Source organism: Variovorax sp. V35, assembly GCF_041154465.1.
In the GTDB taxonomy this organism is placed as follows: Bacteria; Pseudomonadota; Gammaproteobacteria; order Burkholderiales; family Burkholderiaceae_C; genus Variovorax; species Variovorax boronicumulans.
This window is the reverse complement of the sequence record NZ_AP028666.1, coordinates 1,034,121-1,059,173: the sequence shown is the minus strand read 5'-3', so window position 1 is coordinate 1,059,173 and position 25,053 is coordinate 1,034,121. Positions and strand designations below refer to the sequence as shown.

Sequence of the window (25,053 nt, the reverse complement as noted above, 5' to 3'; positions counted from 1 at the left end):
GGAAAAAGCCCACGTCCTGTATCGCTGGATACCGTCGACACCCTCACCCCCTCGCGATCATTCATCCCGTCACACACATGGGAAGAGCAGCGGCGGAGGGAATGGAGAGAGCCGTTGAGGAGAGAGGCCGGAGCGCCTTCAATGGGCGATGGTCCGGGTGTGGCGCAACGCGGGACTGCACAAGTCCTTCCTGGCCGGGTGGCTCACGCTCATCGCCATCCGGCATCTTTTGAATCGCCGTCAGGCGCGTGATTTGAATCGCCCTCAGGCGTGCGAGGCCGCGTGCCCCGCCGCAGCCTCGGCCTTCGCCTCGCCCGGCAGCTCCACCATCGGCCCGCTGCCGCTGTAGCGGTCGAGCGCCAGGTAGATCGCGGGCGTGATGTACAGCGTGATCACCTGCGAGAAGATCAGCCCGCCCACCACCGCCACGCCCAGCGGCTGGCGCAGCTCGGCGCCGGCGCCCAGGCCCAGCGCGAGCGGCAGCGCACCCATCAGCGCGGCCAGCGTGGTCATCAGGATCGGGCGGAAGCGCAGCCGGCAGGCCTCGCGGATCGCATCGACCGGCTTCATGCCTTCGGTGCGCTGCGCGTCGAGGGCGAAGTCGATCATCATGATCGCGTTCTTCTTCACGATGCCGATCAGCAGCAGGATGCCGATGGTCGCGATCAGCGTGAGGTCGAAGCCGAAGAGCTTCAGCGAGATGAGCGCCCCCACCGCCGCCGAGGGCAGGCCCGCCAGGATGGTGAGGGGGTGGATGTAGCTCTCGTACAGCACGCCCAGCAGCACATAGATGACCAGCACCGCGAGCACCAGCAGCACGGCCTGGCTCGACTGCGAGCTCTGGAACACCGCCGCGTCGCCGCCGTAGGTCGTGATGATCGACTGCGGCATCTTCAGCTCGTCCTTGAAGCGGTCGATCTTCGCGGTCGCGTTGCCCAGCGGCACGTCGGGGCCGAGGTTGAACGACACCGTCACCGCCTGCAGCTGGCCCTGGTGGTTGACCGAGGTCGGGCCCACAGTGCGCTTGACGGTCGAGAAGGCCGACAGCGGCACCAGCTTGCCGGTGGTGCTGCGCACCGACAGGCGCGCCACGTCTTCCTCGAACTGGCGGTCGCTGTCGGCCGCCGACAGGATCACCTGGTAGGTGTTGCTGGCGCCGTAGATGCTGCCGATCTGGCGGTCGCCGTAGGCGTTGTACAGCGCGGTGCGCAAGTCGCCCACGGCCACGCCGAGCACGCCGGCCTTGTCGCGGTCGATCTCCAGCGTGGCCTGCAGGCCACGGTTCTGCGAGTCGCTGGTCACGTCGCGGAAGTCGGGGTCGGCGCGCATGCGCTCCATGAGCCTGGTCGACCACGGCACCATCTCGCCGGCATTGACGCTCTGCAGCGTGTACTGGAAGCGCGCCTTGCTCTGGCGCCCGCCCAGGCGCAGGTTCTGCACCGGCTGCATGTACACGGCAATGCCCGGGATCTCGCGGAAGCGCTGGCGCAGCGACTCGAGCACCTTGGCCATCTTGGGGCGCTCGCTGCGCGGCTTGAGCACCGCGAACAGCCGGCCCGAGTTCTGCGTGGCGGTCGGGCCGCCCACGCCGACGAAGGAGCTCACGTAGTCCACGCTCGGGTCGGCCTTGAGCGCGGCGGCCACGCGGTCCTGCAGCGCCTTCATGGCGGTGAACGAAATGTCTTCGGCCGCCTCGGTGGTGATCTGGATCTGGCCGATGTCTTCCTCGGGGAAGAAGCCCTTGGGAATGCTGATGAAGAGCCAGGCCGTGACCACGAAGGTCAGCCCCGCCATGACCAGCATCAGCGCGCGGTGCCCGAGCGTCCAGTCGAGCGTGCGCATGTAGCCGCCGTGCACCGCGCGGTAGCCGCGTTCGAAGGCACGGCCGATCGCCGTGCCGGGCTCGGGGTGCTCTTCTTCGTGGTCGAGCGCGCCGGCCTTGCGCGGCACATGCTTGAGCAGCCGGCTCGCGAGCATGGGCACCAGCGTGAGCGACACCACGGCCGACACCAGCACCGCCAGCGCCACCACCACGGCGAACTCGTGGAACAGCAGGCCGATCACGCCGGGCATGAAGAAGATCGGGATGAACACGGCCACCAGCGAGATCGAGATCGACACGATGGTGAAGCCCACCTCGCGCGCGCCGCGCAGCGCGGCGGCCATCGGCTCCATGCCCTTCTCGACGTAGCGCATGATGTTCTCGAGCACCACGATGGCGTCGTCCACCACCAGGCCCACGGCCAGCGTGATGCCCAGCAGCGAGACGTTGTCCAGGCTGTAGCCGAAGGCATACAGCAGCGCCACCGCGCCGATCAGCGAGATCGGGATGGTGGCCGCCGGAATCAGCGTGGCCACCAGCCGGTGCAGGAACAGGAAGATCACCAGCACCACCAGCGCGATGGTGCCCAGCAGCGTGAGCTGCACGTCGTGCACCGCCTCGCGGATGGAGATCGAGCGGTCGTTGACCATGTGGATCTCGACCGACTGCGGCAGCTCGGCCTTGAAGCGCGGGATGAGCGCACGCACTGCGTCCACCACCTGCACGGTGTTGGCGTTGGGCTGGCGCTGCACGGCCAGCGAGATGGAGTCTTGCCCGTTGAAGCTGCTGGCGGTCTTGACCGACTCGAAGCTGTCCTCGAGCGTGGCCACTTCGTCCAGCCGCACCGGCGCGCCGTTGCGCTGCGCGATGATCAGCTTGGCGAAGTCGGCCGCCTTCATGAGCTGGCGGTTGGCCTGGATGGTGAGCGTCTGGCGCGGGCCGTCGAGCGTGCCGACCGGGGTGTTGGCGTTGGCCGAGTTCACGGCCTTGGCCAGCTCGTCGAGCGTGATGTTGCGCGCGTTGAGCAGGTCGGCGTTGGCCTTGATGCGCACCGCGAAGGCCTTGCGCCCGTACACACCCACCTGCGCCACGCCGTCGATGGTCGAGAGCGTGGGCGAAATCAGGTTCTCGGCGTAGTCGTTGAGCTCCGACGGGTTCATCGACGGCGAGATCAACGCGATGAACAGCACCGGCGCGTCGGCCGGGTTCACCTTGCGGTACGAAGGCAGCTGCGTCAGTTCTTGCGGCAGCTGGCGCTGGGCGCGCAGCAGCGCGGCCTGCACGTCGACGGCAGCGGCGTCGATGTCGCGGCTGCTGACGAATTCGAGCGTGAGCGAGGTCACGCCCTGGGTGTTCACCGAGCTGATGGTCTGCAGGCCGGGGATGGTCGAGAACTGCTTTTCGAGCGGCAGCGCGACCGAACTCGCCATGGTGTCGGGGCTGGCGCCCGGCAGCTGCGCGTTGACGTTGATGACCGGCGTGTTGTAGCTGGGCAGCGCCGCCACCGGGATGCTGAAGTACGCAAAGATGCCGATGACCACGACGGCCGCCGACAGCAGCACCGTCATCGCCGGACGGCGGATGCAGAGCTCGGAGATGTTCATGCCCGTTCTCGCGCAGGCTGGATGTCCGACGAAGCCGCGCTGCCGGGCGTGACGCCCGTGGTGCCGTTGGCAGGCGCCCCGCCCGGTCCGGCCGGCGCCTTCACGTCGATGCGCACCTTGCCACCCGGGCGCACGTTCTGGCTGCCTTCGATCACGACCTGCTCGCCGGGCGTCACGCCGCTCACGGCCACCTTGGTGCCGAAGGTGTGGAGCACCTTGACCTGGCGGCGCGCCGCGTTGCGCTCGGCATCGACCACGTACAGCGTAGCGCCGTCGGACAGCATCATGAGCGCCGCGGCCGGCACCACGGTGACGCCGTCGAGCATGCGCACCGTGATGCGCGTGTTGACGAACTGGCCGGGCCACAGGCTCTGGTCGGCGTTGGCGAACACAGCCTTGGCGCGCACGGTGCCGATCTGCGGATCGACCGTGTTGTCGACGAAGTCGAGCGTGCCGAACAGCGGCTCGCGCCGGCCCGCGACCAGCGCCTCGACCTTGGCGCGCGTGCGCGCCGCGGCCAGCAGGTCCTGCAGGTTGCCTTCGGGCACGGGGAAGCTCACGGCGATGGGGTCGAGCTGGGTGATGGTGACCAGCGACAGCGTGGGTTGCACCAGCGTGCCCGGGTAGATGTTGACGGCGCCGATGCGCCCCGCGATGGGCGCGCGCAACGTGGCGTAGCCCAGCGCCACCTGCGCCGACTGCACGGCCGCGCGGTCGGCCGCCACGGCGGCGCGCTGCGCCTGGAGCTGCGACAGCGTGGCGTCGGCCGCGCTCTTGGCGATGAAGTTCTGCGCCACCAGGTCCTGGCTGCGCTTGTACTGGCGCTCCAGGTCGGCCATGGTGGCCTCGTCCTTCTGCTGCTGGGCCCGGGCGCGGGCCAGGTTGGCCTGGTCGTTGCGGTCGTCCAGCGTGAAGAGCAGCTGCCCTGCTTTCACGAACTGGCCTTCCTTGACGTGCACCGCGCTCACGGTGTTGGTGACCTGCGGACGCAGGTCGACGCTGTTGAGTGACACCACGCTGCCGTTGACCTGCACCGTGACCGGCACGTCCTGCTTCTCGGCCGTGGCCAGCGTGACCAGCGCGGCGGGAGGCCCGGCGTTCGCGGACTTGGCATCTTTTGCGGCCGGCCGATCGCCCGACATGCGCCACCAGCCGCCTGCGACGGCTACGATCAACACGCCCGCGAGGGCGAAGGCGGCAGATTTCTTCATGGGTTCTTGTGCACTTTGGGCTGACAGCAGCTATTGGAGCAGTGGCCGACGCACGGTGTTCACGGGCGCCGTAAAGAAATGTAAAGCAGGCCGACGCAAAGCCCCCGCACCACCCGCTGCACCCGGTATGAGGGAAAACACCCCCTCGCTAAAATCGCCGGTCCACAGCCTCTGGATATACCCCATGAACCGCTGCAAGACACCCACGAAAACACTCACCTCCCTCGCCCTTTGCGCAGCCCTTGCCGGCGCCGCAGGTCTTTTCTCCCTCCACGCCAGCGCCCAGGACGAGGTGCCCCGTCCGCAGACCCAGAACGAGTCGCTCAATGGCGGGCGCAACTTCCCCATCGGCACGCTGCGCGGCAAGTTCATGGTGACCAGCGCCCCCGACGTCGAGCTCGACGGCCGGGCCGACCGCCTGGGCGCCGGCGCGCGCATCCGCAGCCCGCAGAACATGCTGGTGATGCCCGGCGCGATCATCGGCCAGAAGTACCTCGTGAACTACACGCGCGACGCCGCCGGGCTGCTGCGCGAGGTCTGGATCCTGACGCCCGACGAGGCCATGGCCAGCCGCGAATCGCTGAACAAGCCGTTCCTGAACATCTGGCCGTTCACCTCGAACGACACGCTGAACACGCAGTAACGCGGCTGGGCCGCAAGCAAGCAAAAATCCGCGGGCGCCACGCGCGCCTCGCAGCCCTTCCTCTTTGCGAAGGGCACAGAGAGCTCCCCATGAAAAAAGTATTCATCAAGACCTTCGGCTGCCAGATGAACGAGTACGACTCGGACAAGATGGCCGACGTGCTCCACGCCGCGCAGGGCTACGAGCCCACGCAGAACGTGGACGAGGCCGACCTCATCCTGTTCAACACCTGCTCGGTGCGCGAGAAGGCGCAAGAGAAGGTGTTCTCCGACCTCGGCCGCGTGAAGCACCTGAAGGCCAAGGGCGTGAAGATCGGCGTGGGCGGTTGCGTGGCGAGCCAGGAAGGCCAAGCCATCATCGCGCGCGCGCCCTACGTCGACATCGTGTTCGGCCCGCAGACGCTGCACCGACTGCCCGAGATGCTGAACGACCGCGAGCGGCTGGACCGCCCGCAGGTGGACATCAGCTTCCCCGAGATCGAGAAGTTCGACCACCTGCCGCCCGCGCGCGTGGAAGGCGCGACCGCCTTCGTGTCGATCATGGAAGGCTGCTCCAAATACTGCAGCTACTGCGTGGTGCCCTACACCCGCGGCGAGGAAGTGAACCGCCCCCTGGACGACGTGCTGGTCGAGATCGCCGGCCTGGCCGACCAGGGCGTGCGCGAGATCACGCTGCTGGGCCAGAACGTGAACGCCTACCGCGGCAAGATGGGCGACACGGCCGAAATCGCCGACTTCGCGCTGCTCATCGAGTACGTGGCCGAGATCCCCGGCATCGAGCGCATCCGCTACACCACCAGCCACCCGAACGAGTTCACGCCCCGGCTCATCGAGGCCTACGCCAAGGTGCCGCAGCTCGTCTCGCATTTGCACCTGCCGGTGCAGCACGGCAGCGACCGCATCCTCATGGCCATGAAGCGCGGCTACACGGCCATGGAATACAAGAGCACGGTGCGCAAGCTGCGCGCCATCCGCCCCGACCTGGCCCTGTCCAGCGACTTCATCGTCGGCTTCCCCGGCGAGACCGACGCCGACTTCGACAAGATGATGAAGCTCATCGACGACTGCCAGTTCGACAACAGCTTCAGCTTCATCTTCAGCCCGCGCCCTGGCACGCCGGCCGCCGCGCTGCAGGACGACACGCCGCACGAGGTGAAGCTGGCGCGCCTGCAGACGCTGCAGCGCGTGATCGACGGCAACGTGCGCCGCTTCGGCGATGCGCTGGTGGGCAGCACGCAGCGCGTGCTGGTCGAGGGCGCCTCGCGCAAGGACGCCAACGAACTCATGGGCCGCACCGCCTGCAACCGCGTCGTCAATTTCGAAGGCGACGCCCGCCTCGTGGGCCAGATGGCCGACCTGCGCATCACCCGCTCGCTGGCCTACACGCTGCGCGGCGAAGTGGTCACGCGCGAATCGGCCCTGGCTGCCGCCACGGCGCTCGCCCACTGATGGCGAAGCGACCGTCCGTCCGGGGCTCGTTCCAGCAGCTCCTGCTGTTTGCCTTCCTGCTGATCACCGCGCTGCTGGTGGGCGTGGCGCTGCGCTCGGTGCTGCAGTACGACGCGCTCGTCACGCAAAGCCGCGACGCCGCCGCGCGCGCGCTGCGCCTGTCGGGCGCCTCGCAGTCGCTGGCCGAGCGCAGCGCGGCCATGGAGCGCGCGGGACGCCAGTCGCTGGTGCTCAACGACGCCGTGCTGCGCCGCCGCTTCGACGAGGCAGCGCGCGAGGCCCACCAGGTGCTGGAGCGCCTGGAGCGCAACGGCCTGCCCGCCGCCGGCATCGACATGTGGCGCAGCCAGCTCGGCGTGATCGAAGGGCTGCTCGGCGGCAGCCCCGACAGCGCCCTGGCGCGCGAAAGCACGATGGCGATGCAGTTCCGCGAACTCGACGCGCTGAACACCAACATCGCCCAGCAGGCGCAGTTCCTGATCGAAACGCAGAACGACGCGCTGGCCAAGCGCATCGAGAACGCGCGCCGCCGGCTGATGCGCGAGGTGGTGGCCGCCAGCGTGCTGGCCGTGTCGCTGGCGCTGGCCTTCGGCATCTGGCTGGCGCGCCCCTTCAAGCGGCTCGAGAACGCCATCGTCGGCCTGGGCCAGAACCGGCTCGACGAACCGATCGACATCCGCGGCCCGGCCGACGTGCGGCGCGTGTCGCAGCAGCTCGAATGGCTGCGCCTGCGCCTGACCGAACTCGACGCCGACAAGGCGCGCTTCCTGCGCCACGTGTCGCACGAACTGAAGACGCCGCTGGCGGCGCTGCGCGAAGGCGTGTCGCTGCTCGAGGACGGCGTGACCGGCCCGCTGAACCCGGCGCAGCTCGAGGTGGCGCAGATTCTGCAGCAGAACACCGTGTCGCTGCAGAACCAGATCGAGGCGCTGCTGCGCTTCAACGCCGCCGCCTTCGAGGCGCGCGAGCTGCGCCGCGAACGCACCGAGCTGCTGCCGCTGATCGAGGAGCAGATCGAGGCCCAGCGCCTGCAGTGGCAGGCACACGGCCTGCGCGTGCGCGCCGAGGGCGAGCCGATCGCCCTCACGGTCGACCGCACCAAGCTCGGCACCGCCATCGCCAACCTGCTGTCGAACGCAATCCGCTTCTCGGCCGCCGGCGGCGTCATCACGCTGGCCGTGTCGGGCACGCCCGAGGCGGTGCACATCGACGTGTGCGACGCCGGCCCCGGCATCGCCGTGGGCGACCGCGACCGCATCTTCGAACCCTTCTTCCGCGGCGAGCGCCAGCCCGAGCACACGGTGAAAGGCACCGGCATCGGACTTTCCATCGTGCAGGAGTACATTGCAGCCCATGGGGGCCGCATCGCCCTGCTGCCGGACGGCCCCGGTGCACGCTTTCGCATCGAACTGCCGCGCACGACCTGACCCCGGACACCCCACCCACACCGCCCCGCGCTTTTTCGACCCATGTTCCTTTCGTTCGTCCGCAGATCCACCTTCGCCGGGGCCATGGCCGTGCCATGCGCCCTGCTGCTGGCAGCCTGCGCCTCCCAGCCCAAGCCGCCGGCCGAAGCCGACGCGCTGCCGCCGCCCGTGGCCGCGCCGCGCGTCGTGCCGGTCGAGGCTGAGCCCCGCGCGCCGGCCACGCAGCCGGCCTCGCTCTTCACGCAGCTCACGCAGGGCCCCGTCGCGACCATGCTGGCCTATGCCGACAAGGTGCGCCCGCTGGGCGGCGCCGACCTGAGCGCGGAAATTGCGCGCGTCGGCGAACAGGGCGAAACGCCCGCGGCGCAGATGCAGCTGGCGATCCTGCTCGCACAGACCCGCGTGCCGGCCGACCTGGCGCGCGCGCTGGGCCTGCTGCAGCGTGTGATCGCCAACCCCGCGCCCGAGGCGCAGCCGCTGCATCCGCTCGCACGGGCGCTGGCCGCACGCTATGTCGAGCAGCGCCGCGTCGAGGACGACCGCGACAAGCAGGTGCAGCAGCTGCGCGACAGCCAGCGCCGCATCGACCAGCTCAACGAGCGCATCGAGGCGCTGCGCGCCATCGAGCGCAGCTTCGCCCGGCCGAACACGCCGGCCCCCACGCCCTCCAACGGAAGCAGATCCAACCCATGAGTACAGCTGGTGCCCGCCTCCTCGTGGTCGACGACGACCCGGACATGCTGCGGCTGCTCTCGATGCGGCTGGTGTCGGCGGGCTACCAGGTCACGGCCGTCACCTCGGCCGAGACCGCGCTCACGCAGCTCGAGATCGAGCACCCGCAGCTGGTGCTCAGCGACGTGCGCCTGCCCGGGCGCGACGGCCTGCAGCTGTTCGACGAGATCCGCAAGCGCCACCCGACGCTGCCGGTGATCCTGCTGACCGCGCACGGCACCATTCCCGACGCGGTCGAAGCCACGGCGCGGGGCGTGTTCACCTACCTCACCAAGCCCTACGACGCGCGCGAGCTGCTCGAGAAGATCGCGCAGGCATTGGCGCTCGGCGCGCCGACCACCACGCCGAGCAAGACCGGCGACGACAGCTGGCGTTCGGAAATCGTGAGCCGCAGCAACCGCATGGCCGAGCTGCTGGCCGAGGCGCGCATGGTCGCCAAGTCGGACGCCTCCGTGCTGCTGCGCGGCGACTCCGGCGCCGGCAAGGAGCTGCTGGCGCGCGCCATCCACAAGGCCAGCGCGCGCGCCGACAAGCCCTTCGTGGCGGTCAACTGCGGCGCCATTCCCGAGGCGCTGCTCGAGTCGGAACTGTTCGGCCACATGAAGGGCGCCTTCACCGACGCCCACGCGAACCACAAGGGCCTGTTCCAGCAGGCCGACGGCGGCACGCTGCTGCTCGACGAAATCGGGGACATGCCACCCGCGCTGCAGGTCAAGCTGCTGCGCGTGCTGCAGGAGCGCGCGGTGCGCCCGCTGGGCGCGAGCCAGTCGATCGAGGTCGACGTGCGCATCGTCTCGGCCACCCACCGCGACCTGGACGCCGCGATGGAAGCCGGCCAGTTCCGCGAAGACCTCTATTACCGCCTGAACGTGGTGACGCTCACGCTGCCGCCGCTGTCGGCGCGGCGCGAAGACATTCCGCTGCTGGCCAACCACTTCCTGCAGAAGCTGTCGACCAAGTACGGCAAGCGGCTGTCGGGCTTCGCGCCCGAGGCGCTGAAGGCGCTCACCACCGCCGCGTGGCCGGGCAACGTGCGCCAGCTCTACAACGTGGTGGAGCAGGTCTGCGCGCTGTCGGGCTCGCCGCTGATCCCGCTGGCGCTGGTGCAGCGCGCGCTGCGCGTGCCGAGCGTGGAGGTGCTCACCTATGCCGAGGCCAAGCAGCGTTTCGAGCGCGACTACCTCGTCGGCCTGCTCAAGCTGACCGACGGCAACGTGGCCGACGCCGCCCGCCTGGCCGACCGCAACCGCACCGAGTTCTACCGCCTGCTGCAGAAGCACGAGCTCACGCCGGGCAACTTCAAGGCCGACGTTGTCGCTCCCGGTGGCGACCCTGTCGCCGAGTAGCGACAGGCCTAAGTCGTTGATTTGAAAGGCTGTTTCCCGAGGGCCTCCCCGGCTTGTCGGGATTCGGCGACAAAAATGGGGGTTTCGGGGGCCCGACAGGCCCCTCCCCCACGGAAAACGGTTTCGAATCGCGCCAAGTCGTTGATTTGAAAGCGTTTTTCCAGGCTGGCACAGGGTTTGCCCCTGTACTGGCATGACAGCACTTACCAGCCCATCTTTCGCACTGCGTCCGCAGCGCGACGGCCTGCGTCAAAAGCAGTTTTCCTCCTCGCGGCCCCGTGCCGCGGGCCATTCGCTGACCGCGCTCTCCGGCGTCGGCGGCGCCGCCACGGACTGCGTCTTCAAGCGCCTTCCGGCCATTGGCGACACCCCCCTCGACAAGCAACGTTGGTGAATGAACCGATGAAGCCGAACGACTTCTCCCACCTCAACGTCCTCGCCGAATCCGATTTCGCACGCCGCAGCGCGCTGCGCGAGGAACGCCACCCCAACGCCGTCACCGCACCGCCGCTGAACCGCGGTTCCATGGCACCGCGCCCCTGGCGTGGTTTCTGGAACAGCCTCGGCACCGCGCTGCTCGTGCGCCTGGGCGCCGGCCGCAATGCCGACAGCGCCCCCGCCGCCAAGCAAGCCACCCCGGCCCCGCAGGCCTGGGAACGCGCCGCCGGCCAGCGCCGCCTCGCCTTCATGCTGCTCACGCTGCTGAGCACCGTGATCGCGTCGTCGCTGTTCGCCAGCGTGCAACCCGACTACGACAACGTCTGGCTCGAATACGGCCAGATCGGCCTGTACGGCCTGCTCTCGGGCTGGGTCGTGACCGGTTTCGTGACCGCCCTCATGGGCTTCTACGTCTCGGTGCGCGGTGACAAGCACGCGCTGTCGGCCAAGCAGGTCGCCAACCACCCGATGAACCCCGAGGCACGCACCGCGATCATCATGCCGATCTGCAACGAGGACGTGGCCACCGTGTTCGCCGGCCTGCGCGCCACCTGCGAATCGGTCGCCTCCACGGGCCACGCCAAGCAGTTCGACGTGTTCGTGCTGTCCGACAGCTACAACCCCGAGACCGCCGCCGCCGAGCGCGCCGCCTGGGAAGACCTGCGCGCCGCGCTGGCCGAAAGCCCCAACCAGCCGCAGGTCGAGGTGTACTACCGCCTACGCACCCGCCGCACGCACCGCAAGGCCGGCAACGTGGCCGACTTCTGCCGCCGCTGGGGCAAGGACTACCGCTACATGGTCGTGCTCGACGCCGACTCCGTGATGAGCGGCGACTGCCTGGCCTCGATGGTCAAGCTGATGGAAGCCAACCCCACCGCCGGCATCATCCAGACCGCGACGCAGGCCATCGGCCACGTCACGCTGCACGCCCGCGCCCAGCAGTTCGCTTCGCGCGTGACGGGTCGCCTGTTCACGCTGGGCATGCAGTTCTGGCAGCTCGGCGAGTCGCACTACTGGGGCCACAACGCGATCATCCGCGTCGAAGCCTTCATGAAGCATTGCGCGCTGGCCCCGATCAAGGGCACCGGCGGCATGTCGGGCGGCATCATGTCGCACGACTTCGTCGAAGCCGCGCTGATGCGCCGCGCCGGCTACCACGTGTGGCTGGTGTCCGACCTGGTCGGCAGCTACGAACAGCAACCGCCGGACCTGCTGGCCGAGCTGCAACGCGACCGCCGCTGGTGCCAGGGCAACCTGCAGAACGCTCGCCTGATGGCCGAGCCCGGCATCCACCCGGTGCACCGCGCGATGTTCGTGACCGGCACCATGGCGTATGTCTCGGCCCCGCTGTGGCTGGCCTTCCTGACGCTGGGCACCGCCCTGTGGCTGAGCGGCTCGAGCCTGGTGTCGAGCTGGAACGTGCTGCCCGCCGAACTGGCCGGCCTGTGGGTCTGGACCCTGTGCCTGCTGTTCCTGCCGCGCGTGCTGGGCATCGCCGCCGTGCTGATGCGCGGCGAGCAACGCCAGTACGGCGGCGTGTGGGGCCTGGTGAAGAGCTCGGTGCTCGAAGCCGGCCTGGCCATCGTGCAGGCCCCGGTGCGCATGCTGGCCCACTCGCTGTTCGTGCTGGTCGCCCTCACCGGCATCAAGCTCGACTGGAAGTCGCCCCCGCGTGAAGCCGCCGCCGTGCCGTGGAAGGTCGCTGCCTCGCAGCTGGCCCCCATGACGCTGGTGATCGCCATGCTGGCCGTCGGCGTCGCGATGATCGACCCGAGCGCGCTGATCTGGCTCATGCCCGTCGGCCTGCCGCTGCTGCTGGCGATCCCGCTGACCGTGCTGACCAGCCAGATCGCGCTGGGCACCACGCTGCGCGACCGCGGCTTCCTGCTGATTCCCGAGGAATCGCGCTCGCCCGCCGTGCTGCGCCGCGCCTGGATGCATGCGCTGCGCCTGGCGCGCCCGGCGGCGCTGGCCACGGCCTGATGCGATCGCCGCCCTGCGACTGATCGCTCCAAAGAAAAAGCCCGCTTCGGCGGGCTTTTTGCTGGGCGGTGCGCCATGCGCATCGATGCGTCAGAAGGGCAGCCAGCGGCGCCAGAACGGCGGACGGGGTGCGTGCGCGCCGCGCGCCACCAGCGCCGTGACGAGCGCCTCGCGGCCGTGCTTGCGGGCGGCCTGCAGCGGCGTGAGCCCGTCGAATTCAGACAGCAGGTTCGGATCGGCGCCGTGGTCCAGCAGGTAGCTGGCGATCTCGCCATGCCCCTGGACCAGGCTGGCCACCAGCGGCGTGCACAGGATCTCGGGGTGCTGGTAGTTCGGATTCACGCCCGCACCGATGTGATAGCGCACCAAGTCGAGGTCGCCGGTCAGCGCGCCCTGGTAGAGCTCTTTCCAGTCGCCTGCGGACATCGCGGGGCTGCGCGCCTATATGCCTATATATATGTATGTGCGAGCGGCCGGGCTCAGAACGGCAGCTTGCCGCCGCCTCCGCCCATGCCGGGCATCCCGCCCATGCCCTTCATGCCGCCCATCTTCTTCATCATCTTCATGAGGCCGCCGCCCTTCATCTTCTTCATCATGCCCTGCATCTGCTCGAACTCGTTGAGCAGGCGGTTCACTTCCTGAACCTGCACGCCGGCGCCGGCCGCGATGCGGCGCTTGCGCGTGGCCTTGAGCAGCTCGGGCTTGCGGCGTTCCAGCGGCGTCATGCTCTGGATGATGCCTTCCTTGCGGCGGATGTCGCGCTCGGCGCGCGTCATGTCGGCCTCGGTGGCCTTGGCAGCCATCTGCTGCGGCAGCTTGTCCATCAGGCTGGAAAGGCCGCCCATCTGCTTCATCTGCTGCAGCTGGCCGAGGAAGTCGTTCAGGTCGAAGCCCGCGCCGCTCTTGACCTTGGCGGCCAGCTTCTGCGCCGCCGCCACGTCGACGCCGGCCGTGACCTGCTCGACCAGCGCGACGATGTCGCCCATGCCCAGGATGCGGCCCGCATGACGCTCGGCGTCGAACACCTCGAGGCCGTCGATCTTCTCGCTCACACCGGCGAACTTGATCGGCACGCCCGTGACCTGGCGCACCGACAGCGCCGCACCGCCGCGCGAATCACCGTCGGTCTTGGTCAGGATGATGCCGGTGAGGGGCAGCGCTTCCTTGAAGGCCTTGGCGGTGTTGATCGCGTCCTGGCCCTGCATGGCATCGACCACGAACAGGGTTTCGACCGGATCGAGCTCGGCGTGCAGCTGCTTGATTTCGGTCATCAGCACTTCGTCGATCGCCAGGCGGCCGGCCGTGTCGACCAGCAGCACGTCGAAGTAGTGGCGCCTGGCGTGGTCGAGCGCGGCGCGCGCGATGTCCAGCGGCTTCTGGTCGGGCGTGCTCGGGAACCACTCGGCGCCGGCCTGCCTGGTCACGGTCTTGAGCTGCTCGATGGCGGCCGGGCGGTACACGTCGCCCGACACGGTGAGCACCTTCTTCTTGCGCTTCTCGATCAGGTGCTTGGCCAGCTTGGCGGTGGTGGTGGTCTTGCCGGCGCCCTGCAGGCCGGCCATGAGGATCACCGCCGGCGGCTGGGCCGCGAGGTTGATGTCGGAGACGCCCTCGCCCATGGTGGCGGCGAGCTCGCGGTTGACGATGCCGACCAGCGCCTGGCCCGGCTTGAGCGAGCCCAGCACTTCCTGGCCCAGCGCCTTCTCCTTCACGCGGGCGACGAAGTCACGCACCACGGGCAGCGCCACGTCGGCCTCCAGCAGCGCCATGCGCACCTCGCGCAGCATGTCCTGCACGTTGCTTTCGGTGATGCGCGCCTGGCCGCTCATCGTCTTGACGAGGCGGGAGAACTTTTCGGTGAGGGCGGTGGCCATGAAGGAAATACCTTGTTGTCCGCGGCAGCGGACCGATGGAAAGTCGTGAAAACCTGGAAGCGGTATGTGGGCCCGCTCTCTCGCGGGGGGTGCCCCCGGCGGGGGTGGGCGAAGCGACGCGACGTGCGCGAAGCCGGGGGGCGAGCCTATACACTCCACCGATGATTTTAGCGATCCCCTCCCCACTCGGCGTGGCGCTGGGCATCGCCACCGCGGCAGCCTACGGTTTTGCCGCTGCCGCCGGTGCGCGGCTCAGCCGCCAGACCACCCAATGGGCGCTCGGCATCGCATGGCTGCTGCACGCTGCGGTGCTCGGCCACGGGCTGATCGGCGGCGACCCTCGCTTCGGTTTTGCGCCGGCGCTGTCGGTCACGGCGTGGCTGGTGCTCACGGTCTACGCGGTCGAAAGCCGCCTGTATCCGCAACTGAAGGCACGCCGCGCGCTGGCCTGGCTGGGCGCGGCGGCGGTGCTGCTGGCGCTGCTGTTCCCGGGCACGCCGCTGCATGTCAGCGCCTCGCCCTGGCTGCCGCTGCACCTCGCACTGGGCATCGCCTCGTATGGCCTGTTCGGCGCCGCCGTGGTGCACGCCTGGCTGATCACGCGGGCCGAAAAGCAGATCCGCCTCGCCAGCGCCGATGCGCAGGCCGGCGTGCCGCTGCTCACGCTGGAACGGCTCACCTTCCGCTTCGTCACGGCGGGCTTCGTGCTGCTGTCGGCCACGCTGCTGGCCGGCCTGCTGTTCAGCGAACAGCTCTACGGCGCCGCCGGCCGCGCCTGGAAGTGGGACCACAAGACCATCTTCTCGGTGCTCGCCTGGCTCAGCTTCGCGGTCCTGCTGACCGGGCGCGCGCGCTTCGGCTGGCGCGGGCGCACGGCGCGGCGCGTGCTCTACGCGGGCGCGGCGCTGCTGCTGCTGGCCTACGTGGGTTCGCGCTTCGTGCTCGAAGTCGTGCTGACGCGCCTGCCGGCATGAAGTACCTGCTCGTCCTCGCGGTGGTGTGGGTCGCGATCTGGCTCTGGCGCAAGAACCGGCGCGAAGAGATGCGCGACGCGCAACAGGAACGCGCCAAGAAGGCACAGCAACGCACGCCGGCCGTCGGCCCGCCGCAGGCGATGGTGCGCTGTGCCCACTGTGGGCTGCACCTGCCCGCGGCCGACGCACTCCCCGGGCCGGACGGCGCGGTGTTCTGCAGCGCCGCGCACCGCCAGGCCGGCACCTCCGCATGAGTTCATTGCGCCGGTCGCGCGGCGAGCCGGCCACCGACTGGGACGTGCTCGACCTGGGCGCCGGCGACAGCACGGCGCTGCTGCGGCTGTGGCGCGGCTTCATGGCGGCGCGCTGCTTCGTGGCGCTGGTGCTGGTGCTGCTGCAGGGCGTGGCCTTCGCCATCGGACAGGCGGTGCAGCCGCTGCCGATCGTGCTGTCGGGCGGCTACCTCGTGCTGGCCTGGCTGGAGATGCGCTACGCGCACTTCGAGCCGCCGATCCGCGGCTTCTCCACGCTCTGGCTGCTGACCATCGGGGTCGACCTGGGCATCTTCAGCGCCTTGCAGGTGCTGCAGGGCGGCAGCGTCAACTACACGCCGCTGTTCGCGCTGCCCGTGCTGATGAGCGCGGTGCTCGGCACGCTGCTCGTGGGCCTGGGCACCACGGCCACCGTGACGCTGCTGCTGCTGGCCGACGCCGGCTGGCACTGGCTGCAGCAACCCGGCGACGCCTCGGCGCGCTTCGTGCAGGCCGCCCTCACCGGCACCGGCCTGTTCGTGGTGGCGCTGCTCGCGCACGAACTCGCGCGCCGGCTGGCGCGCGAAGAAGCGGTGGCGCAGCGCAGCCGCAGCCATGCGCAGATGCAGGCGCAGGTCAACGACCTGGTGATCGAAACCCTCAGCGAAGGCGTGCTGGTGATCGACACCGACGGCCTGGTGCACGCAGCCAACCCGGCGGCCGACGCGATCCTCGGCCAGGGCCTGGCGCAGCTGCCACTGCCGTTCCCGCTGCACACCCAGCCGGCCTGGCATGCGCTGGCCGCGCTGGCGCGCCAGACCTTCGCGCGGCGCGCGCCGCAGACCGAAGAGATCCCGGTGGCGCAGGCACGCGGCGCGGCGCGCGAGGTGCGCGTGCGCACCCGGCTCACGCCCACCGACGACCGCCGTGCCGACAGCCTGTGCGTGATGTTCCTGCAGGACCTGCGCGAGCTCGAAGCCCGCATCCGCACCGAAAAGCTCGCCGCGATGGGCCGCATGTCGGCCGCGGTGGCGCATGAAATCCGCAACCCGTTGGCCGCCATCGCACAGGCCAGCGCGCTGCTCAGCGAAGACCTGACCGACCCCGCGCACCGCAAGCTGACCGACATGGTGCAGCACAACGCGCAGCGCCTGGCGCGCATCGTGGACGACGTGCTCGATGTCTCGCGCGCGCGCCAGCAGCGCGTGCTGTCGCTGGGCGAACAGCTGGTGCTCGACCCGGCGGCGCAGATCCTGGCCGAGGAATGGATACGCCAGACCCAGCGCAAGGGCGTGCGCGTGGCGCTCGAGGCGCCGGGCAGCGAGGTGCGCTTCGAGGCCGAGCACCTGCGCCGCCTGCTGGTGAACCTGCTGGACAACGCGGCGCGCTACGCCAGCCAGCGCGAGGGCGCGATCCAGGTCATCACCACCTTGCAGCGTGCCGGCGTGCAGCGCCCCGCGCTGCTGGTGTGGAGCGACGGCGCGCCGCTGGAGCCGGCGGTGCAGCGCCACCTGTTCGAACCCTTCTTCTCGTCCGAGAGCCGCTCCAGCGGCCTGGGCCTGTTCCTGTGCCGCGAACTGTGCCGGCGCCACGGCGCCACCATCGGCTATGAACGGCGCGCGCTGGTGCCGGGCGGGCCCGAGGGCAATGAATTCTTCGTCAGCTTCGCACCGAGCGAAAACCGGCTGACACAATAGCGGCCGTGAGCTCCCTCCCGCCTTCCGCCGCCGCCCCGCGCCCCGCGCAGATCCTCGTCATCGACGACGAACCCGACCTGCGCACGCTCTACGAACTCACGCTGCTGCGCGAAGGCTACCGGGTGGAAGCCGCGGGCAGCGTGTCCGAAGCCTGGCAGCACCTGGAAGCCGGCCGCTTCGACGCCGTGATCACCGACATGCGGCTGCCCGACGGCGAAGGCATGGAGATCATCCACCGCATCCAGAAAGACCAGCGCAGCGAACGCTGCGTGGTCATGACGGCCTACGGCTCCGCCGAGAACGCGGTCGAGGCGCTGAAGGCCGGCGCCTTCGACTACCTCACGAAGCCGGTCGACCTGAAGCAGTTCCGCGCCGTGGTGGCGTCGGCCGTGCAGGCCAACCGCGCCGCGGTGGTCGTGCCGCAGAAGGCGCCGCCGCAGGCCGCCGGCCAGGGCGGCGAACGCCCCGACGCGCTGGCCGTGACGCGCAGCGGCGCCACCGCGCTCGACCGGCTGGTCGGCGACTCCGACCCGATGCGCCTCGTGAAGTCGCGCATCGCCAAGGTGGCGCGCGGCATGGCGCCGGTGCTGGTGCGCGGCGAGTCGGGCACCGGCAAGGAGCTGGTCGCACGCGCCGTGCACGGCTGCAGCCAGCGCAGCGAAGGTCCCTTCGTCGCGGTGAACTGCGGCGCGATTCCCGAGAACCTGCTCGAGGCCGAGTTCTTCGGCGCCAAGAAGGGCTCGTACACCGGCTCCTCGCAGGACCGCGATGGCTACTTCCAGGCGGCGCGCGACGGCACGCTGTTCCTCGACGAAATCGGCGACCTGCCGCTGGCCATGCAGTCGAAGCTGCTGCGCGCCATCCAGGAACGCAGCGTGCGCGCCATCGGCTCGACGCAGGAAGACGCGGTCGACGTGCGCATCGTGAGCGCCACCCATAAAGACCTGCACGCCGAGGTGCTGGCCGGCCGCTTCCGGCAGGACCTGTTCTACCGGCTCAACGTGATCGAGATCGCCGTGCCCGCGCTGCGCGAGCGCCGTGAAGACCTGCCTGCGCTGTGCACCGCGCTGCTCGCGCGCATCGCGCAGGACGGCGGCCTGCCCGTGCCGCGCCTGTCCGACGCGCTGCTGCAGCGCCTGGCCCAGCACCCGCTCGACGGCAACGTGCGCGAGCTCGAGAACCTGCTGCACCGCGCCGTGGCGCTGAACGACGGCGACGAGCTGCACATCGACCTGATGGGCGCGATGACGCCGATGCCGGCCGCGCCGCGCGGCGAATCCGCCGAAGCGCCAACCGCCGTCGCGGTGGCTGCGCCCGCCGCGCCGGTGGTCGAGCCCAAGCCCGCGCCGCCGCCGCTGCCCTCCGACCTGCAAGCCTGGCTCGACCAGCAGGAGCGCGAGATCCTCGTGCGCGCGCTGCACGAAAGCGGCTTCAACCGCACGGCCGCCGCCGCGCGGCTGGGCATGAGCCTGCGCCAGATCCGCTACCGCATCGCGCGCCTGGGCATCTCCACGCCCAACGGCGACGACGGCGCCACCGCGCATGCCGACGACTGACGACCTCACCACCCCACCGGCCGGTGACGACGGACTCTGGCGCGCCGGCTGGTACCGCTTCGCCAAGGCCCTGCCCTCGCCCAACTTCGGCCCGCGCCCCGTCGGCGCGCAGACCGACCTGATCGTGCTGCACTCGATCAGCCTGCCGCCGGGCGAGTACGGCAGCGACGCGGTGCAGCAGCTCTTCACCAACCGGCTCGACTGGGACGCGCACCCGTACTTCCAGTCGATCCGCGGGCTCGAGGTGTCCTCGCACTTCTATGTGCGCCGCAACGGCGAGCTCTGGCAGTTCGTGAGCTGCGAGGACCGCGCCTGGCATGCCGGCGTGTCGTCGTGGCGCGGACGCACCAACTGCAACGACGACTCCGTCGGCATCGAACTCGAAGGCCTCGAGGGCGAACGCTTCGAGGAGGCGCAGTACGAGACGCTGGCCAGCCTCTGCGCCGCGCTCGCGCAGCACTACGCCATCGCCCACATCGCCGGCCACGAGCACATCGCGCCCGGCCGCAAGCAGGACCCCGGCGCCGGTTTCGACTGGCGTCTGCTGCGCGAACAGCTCGGCTGGAATCCACAGATGTTTCCCGAGCAGGTGGTCGCGCGCTAATTTTTTCAATCGCTCCGTGGCCCGCGATGCGCCGCTCTCGCAGCGCAGCAATCTCGCAAGCGCAGGCACGCGACGTAGCAACCATGCGGCCTGCAGGCCCAAATCGCCTTGCAAGCCGCGCCCCATGCGGGTTGCGCCACCATGGGCCAGTATTCACGCGGCATCGCTGGCGATGCGCTGAGTGCGGCGCAATTCCTGTCAGGGTTGCATCCATAGGAAAACACTACCTGTAGTGGCTTGTAGGGCACAGACACCCTAGATATAGTGTCTTCCCGTTCGGCAACAACGCCGACGCAAGGCCTGCGAGGCCTTGCCAACCAACAAGAATTGCACAACCGAGAGGAAGCGAATGCAAACTGCACTGAACACCCCGTCGACCCCCCGCGCCGTCCCCGCGACGCCGCAGCAGCAACAAGACACTGCGGGCTCGCCCACCGGTCAGAACCTCGCGCACTACCAGATCATCCGCCGCAACGGCGCCGTCGTTCCCTTCGAGCCGAACAAGATCGCCATCGCCATGATGAAGGCCTTCCTGGCGGTGCACGGCACCCAGGGCGCGGCTTCCGCCAGCGTGCGCGAGACCGTCGACACGCTGACGCAAGGCGTGATCCGCGCCATGGTCCGCTCGCGTCCGGGCGGCGGCACCTTCCACATCGAAGACGTGCAGGACCAGGTCGAGCTCGGCCTGATGCGCGGCGGCCACCATGAAATCGCGCGCGCCTACGTGCTGTACCGCGAACGCCGCACGCAGGAGCGTTCGAAGCAAGGCGAGCAGGACGTGCCCGCCGCACCGGCACTGCACGTGCTCGACAACGGCGAGCGCGTGGCGCTGGACCTGAACGAGCTCAAGGGCCTGATCGAATCGGCCTGCCAGGGCCTGGGCGACAGCATCACCGCCGCCCCCATCGTCGCCGAGACGATGCGCAACCTGTACGACGGCGTGCCGCTGGACGAGGTCTACAAGGCCTCCATCCTGGCCGCCCGCACGCTGATCGAGAAGGACCCCGACTACACCTTCGCCACCGCGCGCCTGCTGCTGCACACGATCTTCAAGGAAATCATCGGCCGCGAAGTGATGCCTGTCGAGCGCGCCACCGCCTACGCCGACTACTTCCCGCAGTTCATCAAGAAGGGCGTCGAGAACGAGCTGCTCGACGAGAAGCTGCTGCAGTACGACCTGCCCCGCCTGGGCGCCGCCCTGAAGGCCGAGCGCGACAACCAGTTCGACTACCTGGGCCTGCAGACCCTGTACGACCGCTACTTCCTGCACGTGCGCAAGACCCGCATCGAGCTGCCGCAGGCGTTCTTCATGCGCGTGGCCATGGGCCTGTCGCTGAACGAAATCGACCGCGAAGCCCGCGCCATCGAGTTCTACGAAGTGCTGTCGTCGTTCGACTTCATGTCGAGCACGCCCACCCTGTTCAACGCCGGCACGCTGCGCTCGCAGCTCTCGAGCTGCTACCTGACCACCGTGCCCGACGACCTGGACGGCATCTACGAGTCGATCAAGGAAAACGCGCTGCTGTCGAAGTTCGCCGGCGGCCTGGGCAACGACTGGACCCGCGTGCGCGCACTGGGCAGCCACATCAAGGGCACCAATGGCGAATCGCAGGGCGTGGTGCCGTTCCTGAAGGTGGTGAACGACACGGCCGTGGCCGTGAACCAGGGCGGCAAGCGCAAGGGCGCCGTCTGCACGTACCTGGAAACCTGGCACCTCGACATCGAGGAGTTCCTGGAGCTGCGCAAGAACACCGGCGACGACCGTCGCCGCACGCACGACATGAACACCGCCAACTGGATCCCCGACCTGTTCATGCGCCGCGTGATGGAAAAGGGCACCTGGACGCTGTTCTCGCCCTCCAACGTGCCTGACCTGCACGACCTGTTCGGCGCCGACTTCGAGAAGGCCTACGTCGCCTACGAAGAAAAGGCCGCCCGCGGCGAGATCAAGCCTGCGCGCACCCTCCAGGCCTCGGACCTGTGGCGCAAGATGCTCACGATGCTGTTCGAGACCGGCCACCCCTGGATCACGTTCAAGGACGCCTGCAACGTGCGCTCGCCGCAGCAGCACGCCGGCGTGGTGCACTCGTCGAACCTGTGCACCGAGATCACGCTGAACACCAGCGACACCGAAACCGCCGTGTGCAACCTGGGTTCCGTGAACCTGCTGCAGCACCTGAAGGACGGCAAGGTCGACCAGGAAAAGCTCAAGCGCACCATCTCGACCGCGATGCGCATGCTCGACAACGTGATCGACATCAACTACTACGCCGTGAAGAAGGCGCGCGACTCGAACCTGCGTCACCGTCCGGTCGGCCTGGGCCTGATGGGCTTCCAGGACGCGCTGTACGAACTGCGCATTCCCTACGCCTCGCAGGAAGCCGTGCAGTTCGCCGACGAGTCGATGGAAGCCATCTGCTACCACGCCTACTGGGCCTCGACCGAGCTGGCCAAGGAACGCGGCAAGTACTCCAGCTACAAGGGCTCGCTGTGGGACAAGGGCATCCTGCCGATCGACTCGCTCGACCTGCTCGAGAAGGCCCGCGGCGGCTACGTCGAAGTGGACCGCTCGGCCACCCTCGACTGGGATTCGCTGCGCGCCAAGATCAAGGCCGACGGCATGCGCAATTCGAACTGCGTGGCCATCGCCCCCACGGCGACCATCTCGAACATCATCGGCGTGGACGCCTCGATCGAACCCTGCTTCGGCAACCTGTCGGTCAAGTCGAACCTGTCGGGCGAGTTCACCGTGATCAACCACTACCTGGTGCGCGACCTGAAGCGCCTGGGCCTGTGGGACGACGTGATGGTCATGGACCTGAAGCACTTCGACGGCTCGCTGCGTCCTATCGACCGCGTGCCGCAGGACGTGAAGGCGCTGTACGCCACCGCGTTCGAAGTCGAGACGACGTGGCTGGTGGAAGCCGCCGCGCGTCGCCAGAAGTGGATCGACCAGGCGCAGTCGCTGAACATCTACATGGCCGGCGCCTCGGGCAAGAAGCTCGACGACACCTACAAGCTCGCCTGGCTGCGCGGCCTGAAGACCACCTACTACCTGCGCACGCAGAGCGCCACGCACGCTGAAAAGTCGACGGTGCAATCGGGCCGTCTCAACGCGGTGTCGTCGGGCAACGACGCACCCTCGGGCATGAGCGCACTCGAAGCCGCCGCTGCTGCAGCGAAGGCACAGATGAGCGCGATGCCCGCCACCGACATCGCGTTCTGCGGTGTCGACGATCCGACCTGCGAAGCCTGCCAGTGATGTGCAAGTGAAGCGTCAACACACCAGACGCTTCGATCGATCAGCGAGGTGCTCGCACAAGTGAAAAGCGCGCGACGTTCAATCAATCAAGGCATTGACTGACGTCGCGCGATGCATGCGAGCAACATAACAACCCCATAAATGGCGCACGATGTGAACGAGCACTTTGCAACTCACATCGTTGCTCCGATAATTGCGCATTGGATTTTTCTATGTTGACCTGGGACGAAGAAGTCAAGCCCTCCTTACCAAAGGATATGCAACAAGGATTGCAGCAGCACCACGCATCGACCGGCGGTCTTTCCGCTGGCCGCGCGGTCGCCGCTCCGACTTCGTCGCTTGCACAACCCGCCACTGCCACCGCCCCGGTGGCCGCCGCTGCAGGCCAGCGCGTCAAGGCTTCCGACAAGCGGATCATCAACGGCCAGACCGACGTCAACCAGCTGGTGCCGTTCAAGTACAAGTGGGCTTGGGAAAAGTACCTCGCCACCTGCGCCAACCACTGGATGCCGCAAGAGGTGAACATGACGCGCGACATCGCGTTGTGGAAAGACCCGAACGGCCTGACCGAAGACGAGCGCCGCATCGTCAAGCGCAACCTCGGCTTCTTCGTGACCGCCGACTCGCTGGCCGCCAACAACATCGTGCTGGGCACCTACCGCCACATCACGGCCCCCGAGTGCCGCCAGTTCCTGCTGCGCCAGGCCTTCGAAGAAGCGATCCACACGCACGCGTACCAGTACATCGTCGAGTCGCTCGGCCTGGACGAGAGCGAGATCTTCAACGCCTACAACGAAGTGCCGTCGATCCGCGAGAAGGACCAGTTCCTGATCCCGTTCATCGACGCCATCAGCGATCCGAACTTCAAGACCGGCACGCACGAGACCGACCAGACGCTGCTCAAGTCGCTCATCGTGTTCGCCTGCCTGATGGAAGGTCTCTTCTTCTACGTCGGCTTCACGCAGATCCTCGCGCTGGGCCGCCAGAACAAGATGACCGGCGCCGCCGAGCAGTACCAGTACATCCTGCGCGACGAGTCGATGCACTGCAATTTCGGCATCGACCTGATCAACCAGCTCAAGCTCGAGAATCCTGGCCTGTGGACCGCAGAGTTCAAGGCCGAGATCAAGGACCTCTTCATGAAGGCCGTCGAGCTCGAATACAAATACGCCGAAGACACCATGCCGCGTGGCGTGCTCGGCATGAACGCCTCCATGTTCAAGGGCTACCTGCGCTACATCGCCAACCGGCGCGCGCAGCAGATCGGCCTCGAAACGCTCTTCCCGAACGAGGAAAACCCGTTCCCCTGGATGAGCGAAATGATTGACCTGAAGAAAGAGCGCAACTTTTTCGAAACCCGCGTGATCGAGTACCAGTCGGGTGGTGCGCTCTCCTGGGATTGAATTTTTCGATACACAACAATTCATGAATTCAAGAATTGCCCTTGCCACCGACTGCGCCAAAGAGCGCGGCATGGACGAGGGCTCAGGTGTTCATGGTGCTGGGGCTCAGATTCCAACGCCATGAATCGCTTCACGCTCCCAACGCGCGTGGAGTGCTTCAATAGGTTGATTTTTTCAACTTGATCAAGGAGAAATAGAAATGGCAACTGCAAAGAAAGCGCCGGCCAAGAAGGCCGCTGCAAAGAAGGCTCCGGCTAAGAAGGCTGTCGCCGCGAAGAAGGCTCCGGCAAAGAAGGTCGCTGCCAAGAAGGCTCCGGCTAAGAAGGCTGTCGCCAAGAAGGTCGTAGCGAAGAAGGCTCCGGCAAAGAAGGTCGCGGCCAAGAAGGTTGCAGCCAAGAAGGTCGTAGCGAAGAAGGCTGCACCGGCGAAGAAGGCCGCCGCCAAGAAGGCTCCGGCAAAGAAGGCCGCCGCCAAGAAGGCGCCTGCCAAGAAGGCCGTAGCGAAGAAGGCGCCTGCCAAGAAGGCTGCTGCCAAGAAGGCCCCTGCGAAGAAGGCTGCCGCCAAGAAGGCCCCTGCCAAGAAGGCCGCGGCCAAGAAAGCCGCGAAAAAGCCCGCTGCCAAGCCTGCCGCTGCTGCCAAGAAGGCCGCCGCGCCTGCGAAGGCTGCCGTAGCGCCTGCCCCTGCGGCGCAAACGACGCTGAATCCCCAGGCAGCCTGGCCGTTTCCGACGGCCAGCAAGCCCTGAGTGAATTCTCAGCGGCCTTGAAAGGCACGGAGC

19 protein-coding genes are annotated in these 25,053 nt (G+C 68.3%); 15 read left to right on the top strand and 4 right to left on the bottom strand.

Features of this window, described 5'->3' with window-relative positions; genetic code table 11:
- Nucleotides 1–264 precede the first annotated feature (264 nt).
- Nucleotides 265–3,426, bottom strand: a complete 3,162-nt coding sequence (locus ACAM42_RS04810) for an efflux RND transporter permease subunit (protein ID WP_369631271.1) — start codon at nucleotides 3,424–3,426, stop codon at nucleotides 265–267.
- On the bottom strand, nucleotides 3,423–4,568 hold the full coding sequence (locus tag ACAM42_RS04805; protein ID WP_369632721.1) for an efflux RND transporter periplasmic adaptor subunit: 1,146 nt from the start codon (nucleotides 4,566–4,568) through the stop codon (nucleotides 3,423–3,425). Before ACAM42_RS04805 ends, ACAM42_RS04810 begins: the two co-directional genes overlap by 4 nt.
- A 253-nt stretch (nucleotides 4,569–4,821) precedes the next feature.
- On the opposite strand from ACAM42_RS04805, the gene ACAM42_RS04800 reads away from it, so the two are divergent.
- From ACAM42_RS04800 to mdoH, 7 genes are all read left to right on the top strand, one after another.
- Nucleotides 4,822–5,280 carry a hypothetical protein gene (locus ACAM42_RS04800; protein ID WP_369631270.1) on the top strand — a complete coding sequence of 153 codons (459 nt, stop codon included), beginning with the start codon at nucleotides 4,822–4,824 and terminating at the stop codon, nucleotides 5,278–5,280.
- An 89-nt stretch (nucleotides 5,281–5,369) separates the two neighbouring features.
- Nucleotides 5,370–6,728, top strand: a complete 1,359-nt coding sequence (gene miaB / locus ACAM42_RS04795) for a tRNA (N6-isopentenyl adenosine(37)-C2)-methylthiotransferase MiaB (RefSeq protein WP_369631269.1) — start codon at nucleotides 5,370–5,372, stop codon at nucleotides 6,726–6,728.
- Entirely contained in the window at nucleotides 6,728–8,155 is a 1,428-nt protein-coding gene (locus ACAM42_RS04790) for a sensor histidine kinase KdpD (RefSeq protein ID WP_062477875.1), read from the top strand. The genes miaB and ACAM42_RS04790 overlap by 1 nt, the downstream gene beginning before the upstream one ends.
- An 84-nt stretch (nucleotides 8,156–8,239) precedes the next feature.
- Nucleotides 8,240–8,848: a hypothetical protein gene (locus ACAM42_RS04785; protein ID WP_240531305.1), complete on the top strand. Its 609-nt coding sequence runs from the start codon at nucleotides 8,240–8,242 to the stop codon at nucleotides 8,846–8,848.
- The gene (locus ACAM42_RS04780; RefSeq protein ID WP_070060101.1) at nucleotides 8,845–10,233 is read left to right on the top strand and encodes a sigma 54-interacting transcriptional regulator; all 1,389 of its coding nucleotides are present in this window, start codon (nucleotides 8,845–8,847) and stop codon (nucleotides 10,231–10,233) included. Before ACAM42_RS04785 ends, ACAM42_RS04780 begins: the two co-directional genes overlap by 4 nt.
- Before the next feature lie 193 nt (nucleotides 10,234–10,426).
- Complete coding sequence (locus ACAM42_RS04775) at nucleotides 10,427–10,627, top strand: hypothetical protein (protein ID WP_082818265.1); 201 nt, start codon at nucleotides 10,427–10,429, stop codon at nucleotides 10,625–10,627.
- Between the two features lie 8 nt (nucleotides 10,628–10,635).
- Complete coding sequence (mdoH, locus tag ACAM42_RS04770) at nucleotides 10,636–12,654, top strand: glucans biosynthesis glucosyltransferase MdoH (protein WP_369631268.1); 2,019 nt, start codon at nucleotides 10,636–10,638, stop codon at nucleotides 12,652–12,654.
- Between the two features lie 90 nt (nucleotides 12,655–12,744).
- Here mdoH and ACAM42_RS04765 read toward each other — a convergent pair whose 3' ends face one another.
- Nucleotides 12,745–13,080: an ankyrin repeat domain-containing protein gene (locus ACAM42_RS04765; protein ID WP_369631267.1), complete on the bottom strand. Its 336-nt coding sequence runs from the start codon at nucleotides 13,078–13,080 to the stop codon at nucleotides 12,745–12,747.
- A gap of 53 nt (nucleotides 13,081–13,133) precedes the next feature.
- Nucleotides 13,134–14,528 carry a signal recognition particle protein gene (gene ffh / locus ACAM42_RS04760; RefSeq protein ID WP_369631266.1) on the bottom strand — a complete coding sequence of 465 codons (1,395 nt, stop codon included), beginning with the start codon at nucleotides 14,526–14,528 and terminating at the stop codon, nucleotides 13,134–13,136.
- A gap of 161 nt (nucleotides 14,529–14,689) precedes the next feature.
- Here ffh and ACAM42_RS04755 point away from each other — a divergent pair, with 161 nt between their 5' ends.
- The 8 genes from ACAM42_RS04755 (at nucleotide 14,690) to ACAM42_RS04720 (ending at nucleotide 25,020) form a co-directional block, all read left to right on the top strand.
- Nucleotides 14,690–15,502 carry an inner membrane protein YpjD gene (locus ACAM42_RS04755; RefSeq protein ID WP_056575582.1) on the top strand — a complete coding sequence of 271 codons (813 nt, stop codon included), beginning with the start codon at nucleotides 14,690–14,692 and terminating at the stop codon, nucleotides 15,500–15,502.
- Complete coding sequence (locus ACAM42_RS04750) at nucleotides 15,499–15,756, top strand: PP0621 family protein (RefSeq protein WP_062480350.1); 258 nt, start codon at nucleotides 15,499–15,501, stop codon at nucleotides 15,754–15,756. Before ACAM42_RS04755 ends, ACAM42_RS04750 begins: the two co-directional genes overlap by 4 nt.
- The gene (locus ACAM42_RS04745) at nucleotides 15,753–17,450 is read left to right on the top strand and encodes a nitrogen regulation protein NR(II) (RefSeq protein ID WP_369631265.1); all 1,698 of its coding nucleotides are present in this window, start codon (nucleotides 15,753–15,755) and stop codon (nucleotides 17,448–17,450) included. Before ACAM42_RS04750 ends, ACAM42_RS04745 begins: the two co-directional genes overlap by 4 nt.
- A 5-nt stretch (nucleotides 17,451–17,455) precedes the next feature.
- Nucleotides 17,456–19,006 (top strand): sigma-54-dependent transcriptional regulator, encoded by a 1,551-nt coding sequence (locus ACAM42_RS04740; RefSeq protein ID WP_369631264.1) that lies wholly within the window; start codon nucleotides 17,456–17,458, stop codon nucleotides 19,004–19,006.
- Nucleotides 18,993–19,610, top strand: a complete 618-nt coding sequence (gene ampD, locus ACAM42_RS04735) for a 1,6-anhydro-N-acetylmuramyl-L-alanine amidase AmpD (RefSeq protein ID WP_139703024.1) — start codon at nucleotides 18,993–18,995, stop codon at nucleotides 19,608–19,610. The genes ACAM42_RS04740 and ampD overlap by 14 nt, the downstream gene beginning before the upstream one ends.
- A gap of 349 nt (nucleotides 19,611–19,959) precedes the next feature.
- The gene (locus ACAM42_RS04730) at nucleotides 19,960–22,872 is read left to right on the top strand and encodes a ribonucleoside-diphosphate reductase subunit alpha (RefSeq protein ID WP_062480342.1); all 2,913 of its coding nucleotides are present in this window, start codon (nucleotides 19,960–19,962) and stop codon (nucleotides 22,870–22,872) included.
- 212 nt (nucleotides 22,873–23,084) lie between these two features.
- Entirely contained in the window at nucleotides 23,085–24,275 is a 1,191-nt protein-coding gene (locus tag ACAM42_RS04725; protein WP_062480340.1) for a ribonucleotide-diphosphate reductase subunit beta, read from the top strand.
- A 199-nt stretch (nucleotides 24,276–24,474) separates the two neighbouring features.
- Entirely contained in the window at nucleotides 24,475–25,020 is a 546-nt protein-coding gene (locus tag ACAM42_RS04720) for a histone H1-like DNA-binding protein (protein ID WP_369631263.1), read from the top strand.
- Nucleotides 25,021–25,053 lie beyond the last annotated feature (33 nt).

Excerpts from the sequence above, each read along its gene's own strand:
- ACAM42_RS04810 (WP_369631271.1), bottom strand. The coding sequence starts at position 3,426 with ATGAACATCTCCGAGCTCTGCATCCGCCGTCCGGCGATGACGGTGCTG.
- ACAM42_RS04805 (WP_369632721.1), bottom strand. The coding sequence starts at position 4,568 with ATGTCGGGCGATCGGCCGGCCGCAAAAGATGCCAAGTCCGCGAACGCC.
- ACAM42_RS04800 (WP_369631270.1), top strand. The coding sequence starts at position 4,822 with ATGAACCGCTGCAAGACACCCACGAAAACACTCACCTCCCTCGCCCTT.
- miaB (WP_369631269.1), top strand. The coding sequence starts at position 5,370 with ATGAAAAAAGTATTCATCAAGACCTTCGGCTGCCAGATGAACGAGTAC.
- ACAM42_RS04790 (WP_062477875.1), top strand. The coding sequence starts at position 6,728 with ATGGCGAAGCGACCGTCCGTCCGGGGCTCGTTCCAGCAGCTCCTGCTG.
- ACAM42_RS04785 (WP_240531305.1), top strand. The coding sequence starts at position 8,240 with ATGGCCGTGCCATGCGCCCTGCTGCTGGCAGCCTGCGCCTCCCAGCCC.
- ACAM42_RS04780 (WP_070060101.1), top strand. The coding sequence starts at position 8,845 with ATGAGTACAGCTGGTGCCCGCCTCCTCGTGGTCGACGACGACCCGGAC.
- ACAM42_RS04775 (WP_082818265.1), top strand. The coding sequence starts at position 10,427 with ATGACAGCACTTACCAGCCCATCTTTCGCACTGCGTCCGCAGCGCGAC.
- mdoH (WP_369631268.1), top strand. The coding sequence starts at position 10,636 with ATGAAGCCGAACGACTTCTCCCACCTCAACGTCCTCGCCGAATCCGAT.
- ACAM42_RS04765 (WP_369631267.1), bottom strand. The coding sequence starts at position 13,080 with ATGTCCGCAGGCGACTGGAAAGAGCTCTACCAGGGCGCGCTGACCGGC.
- ffh (WP_369631266.1), bottom strand. The coding sequence starts at position 14,528 with ATGGCCACCGCCCTCACCGAAAAGTTCTCCCGCCTCGTCAAGACGATG.
- ACAM42_RS04755 (WP_056575582.1), top strand. The coding sequence starts at position 14,690 with ATGATTTTAGCGATCCCCTCCCCACTCGGCGTGGCGCTGGGCATCGCC.
- ACAM42_RS04750 (WP_062480350.1), top strand. The coding sequence starts at position 15,499 with ATGAAGTACCTGCTCGTCCTCGCGGTGGTGTGGGTCGCGATCTGGCTC.
- ACAM42_RS04745 (WP_369631265.1), top strand. The coding sequence starts at position 15,753 with ATGAGTTCATTGCGCCGGTCGCGCGGCGAGCCGGCCACCGACTGGGAC.
- ampD (WP_139703024.1), top strand. The coding sequence starts at position 18,993 with ATGCCGACGACTGACGACCTCACCACCCCACCGGCCGGTGACGACGGA.
- ACAM42_RS04730 (WP_062480342.1), top strand. The coding sequence starts at position 19,960 with ATGCAAACTGCACTGAACACCCCGTCGACCCCCCGCGCCGTCCCCGCG.
- ACAM42_RS04725 (WP_062480340.1), top strand. The coding sequence starts at position 23,085 with ATGTTGACCTGGGACGAAGAAGTCAAGCCCTCCTTACCAAAGGATATG.
- ACAM42_RS04720 (WP_369631263.1), top strand. The coding sequence starts at position 24,475 with ATGGCAACTGCAAAGAAAGCGCCGGCCAAGAAGGCCGCTGCAAAGAAG.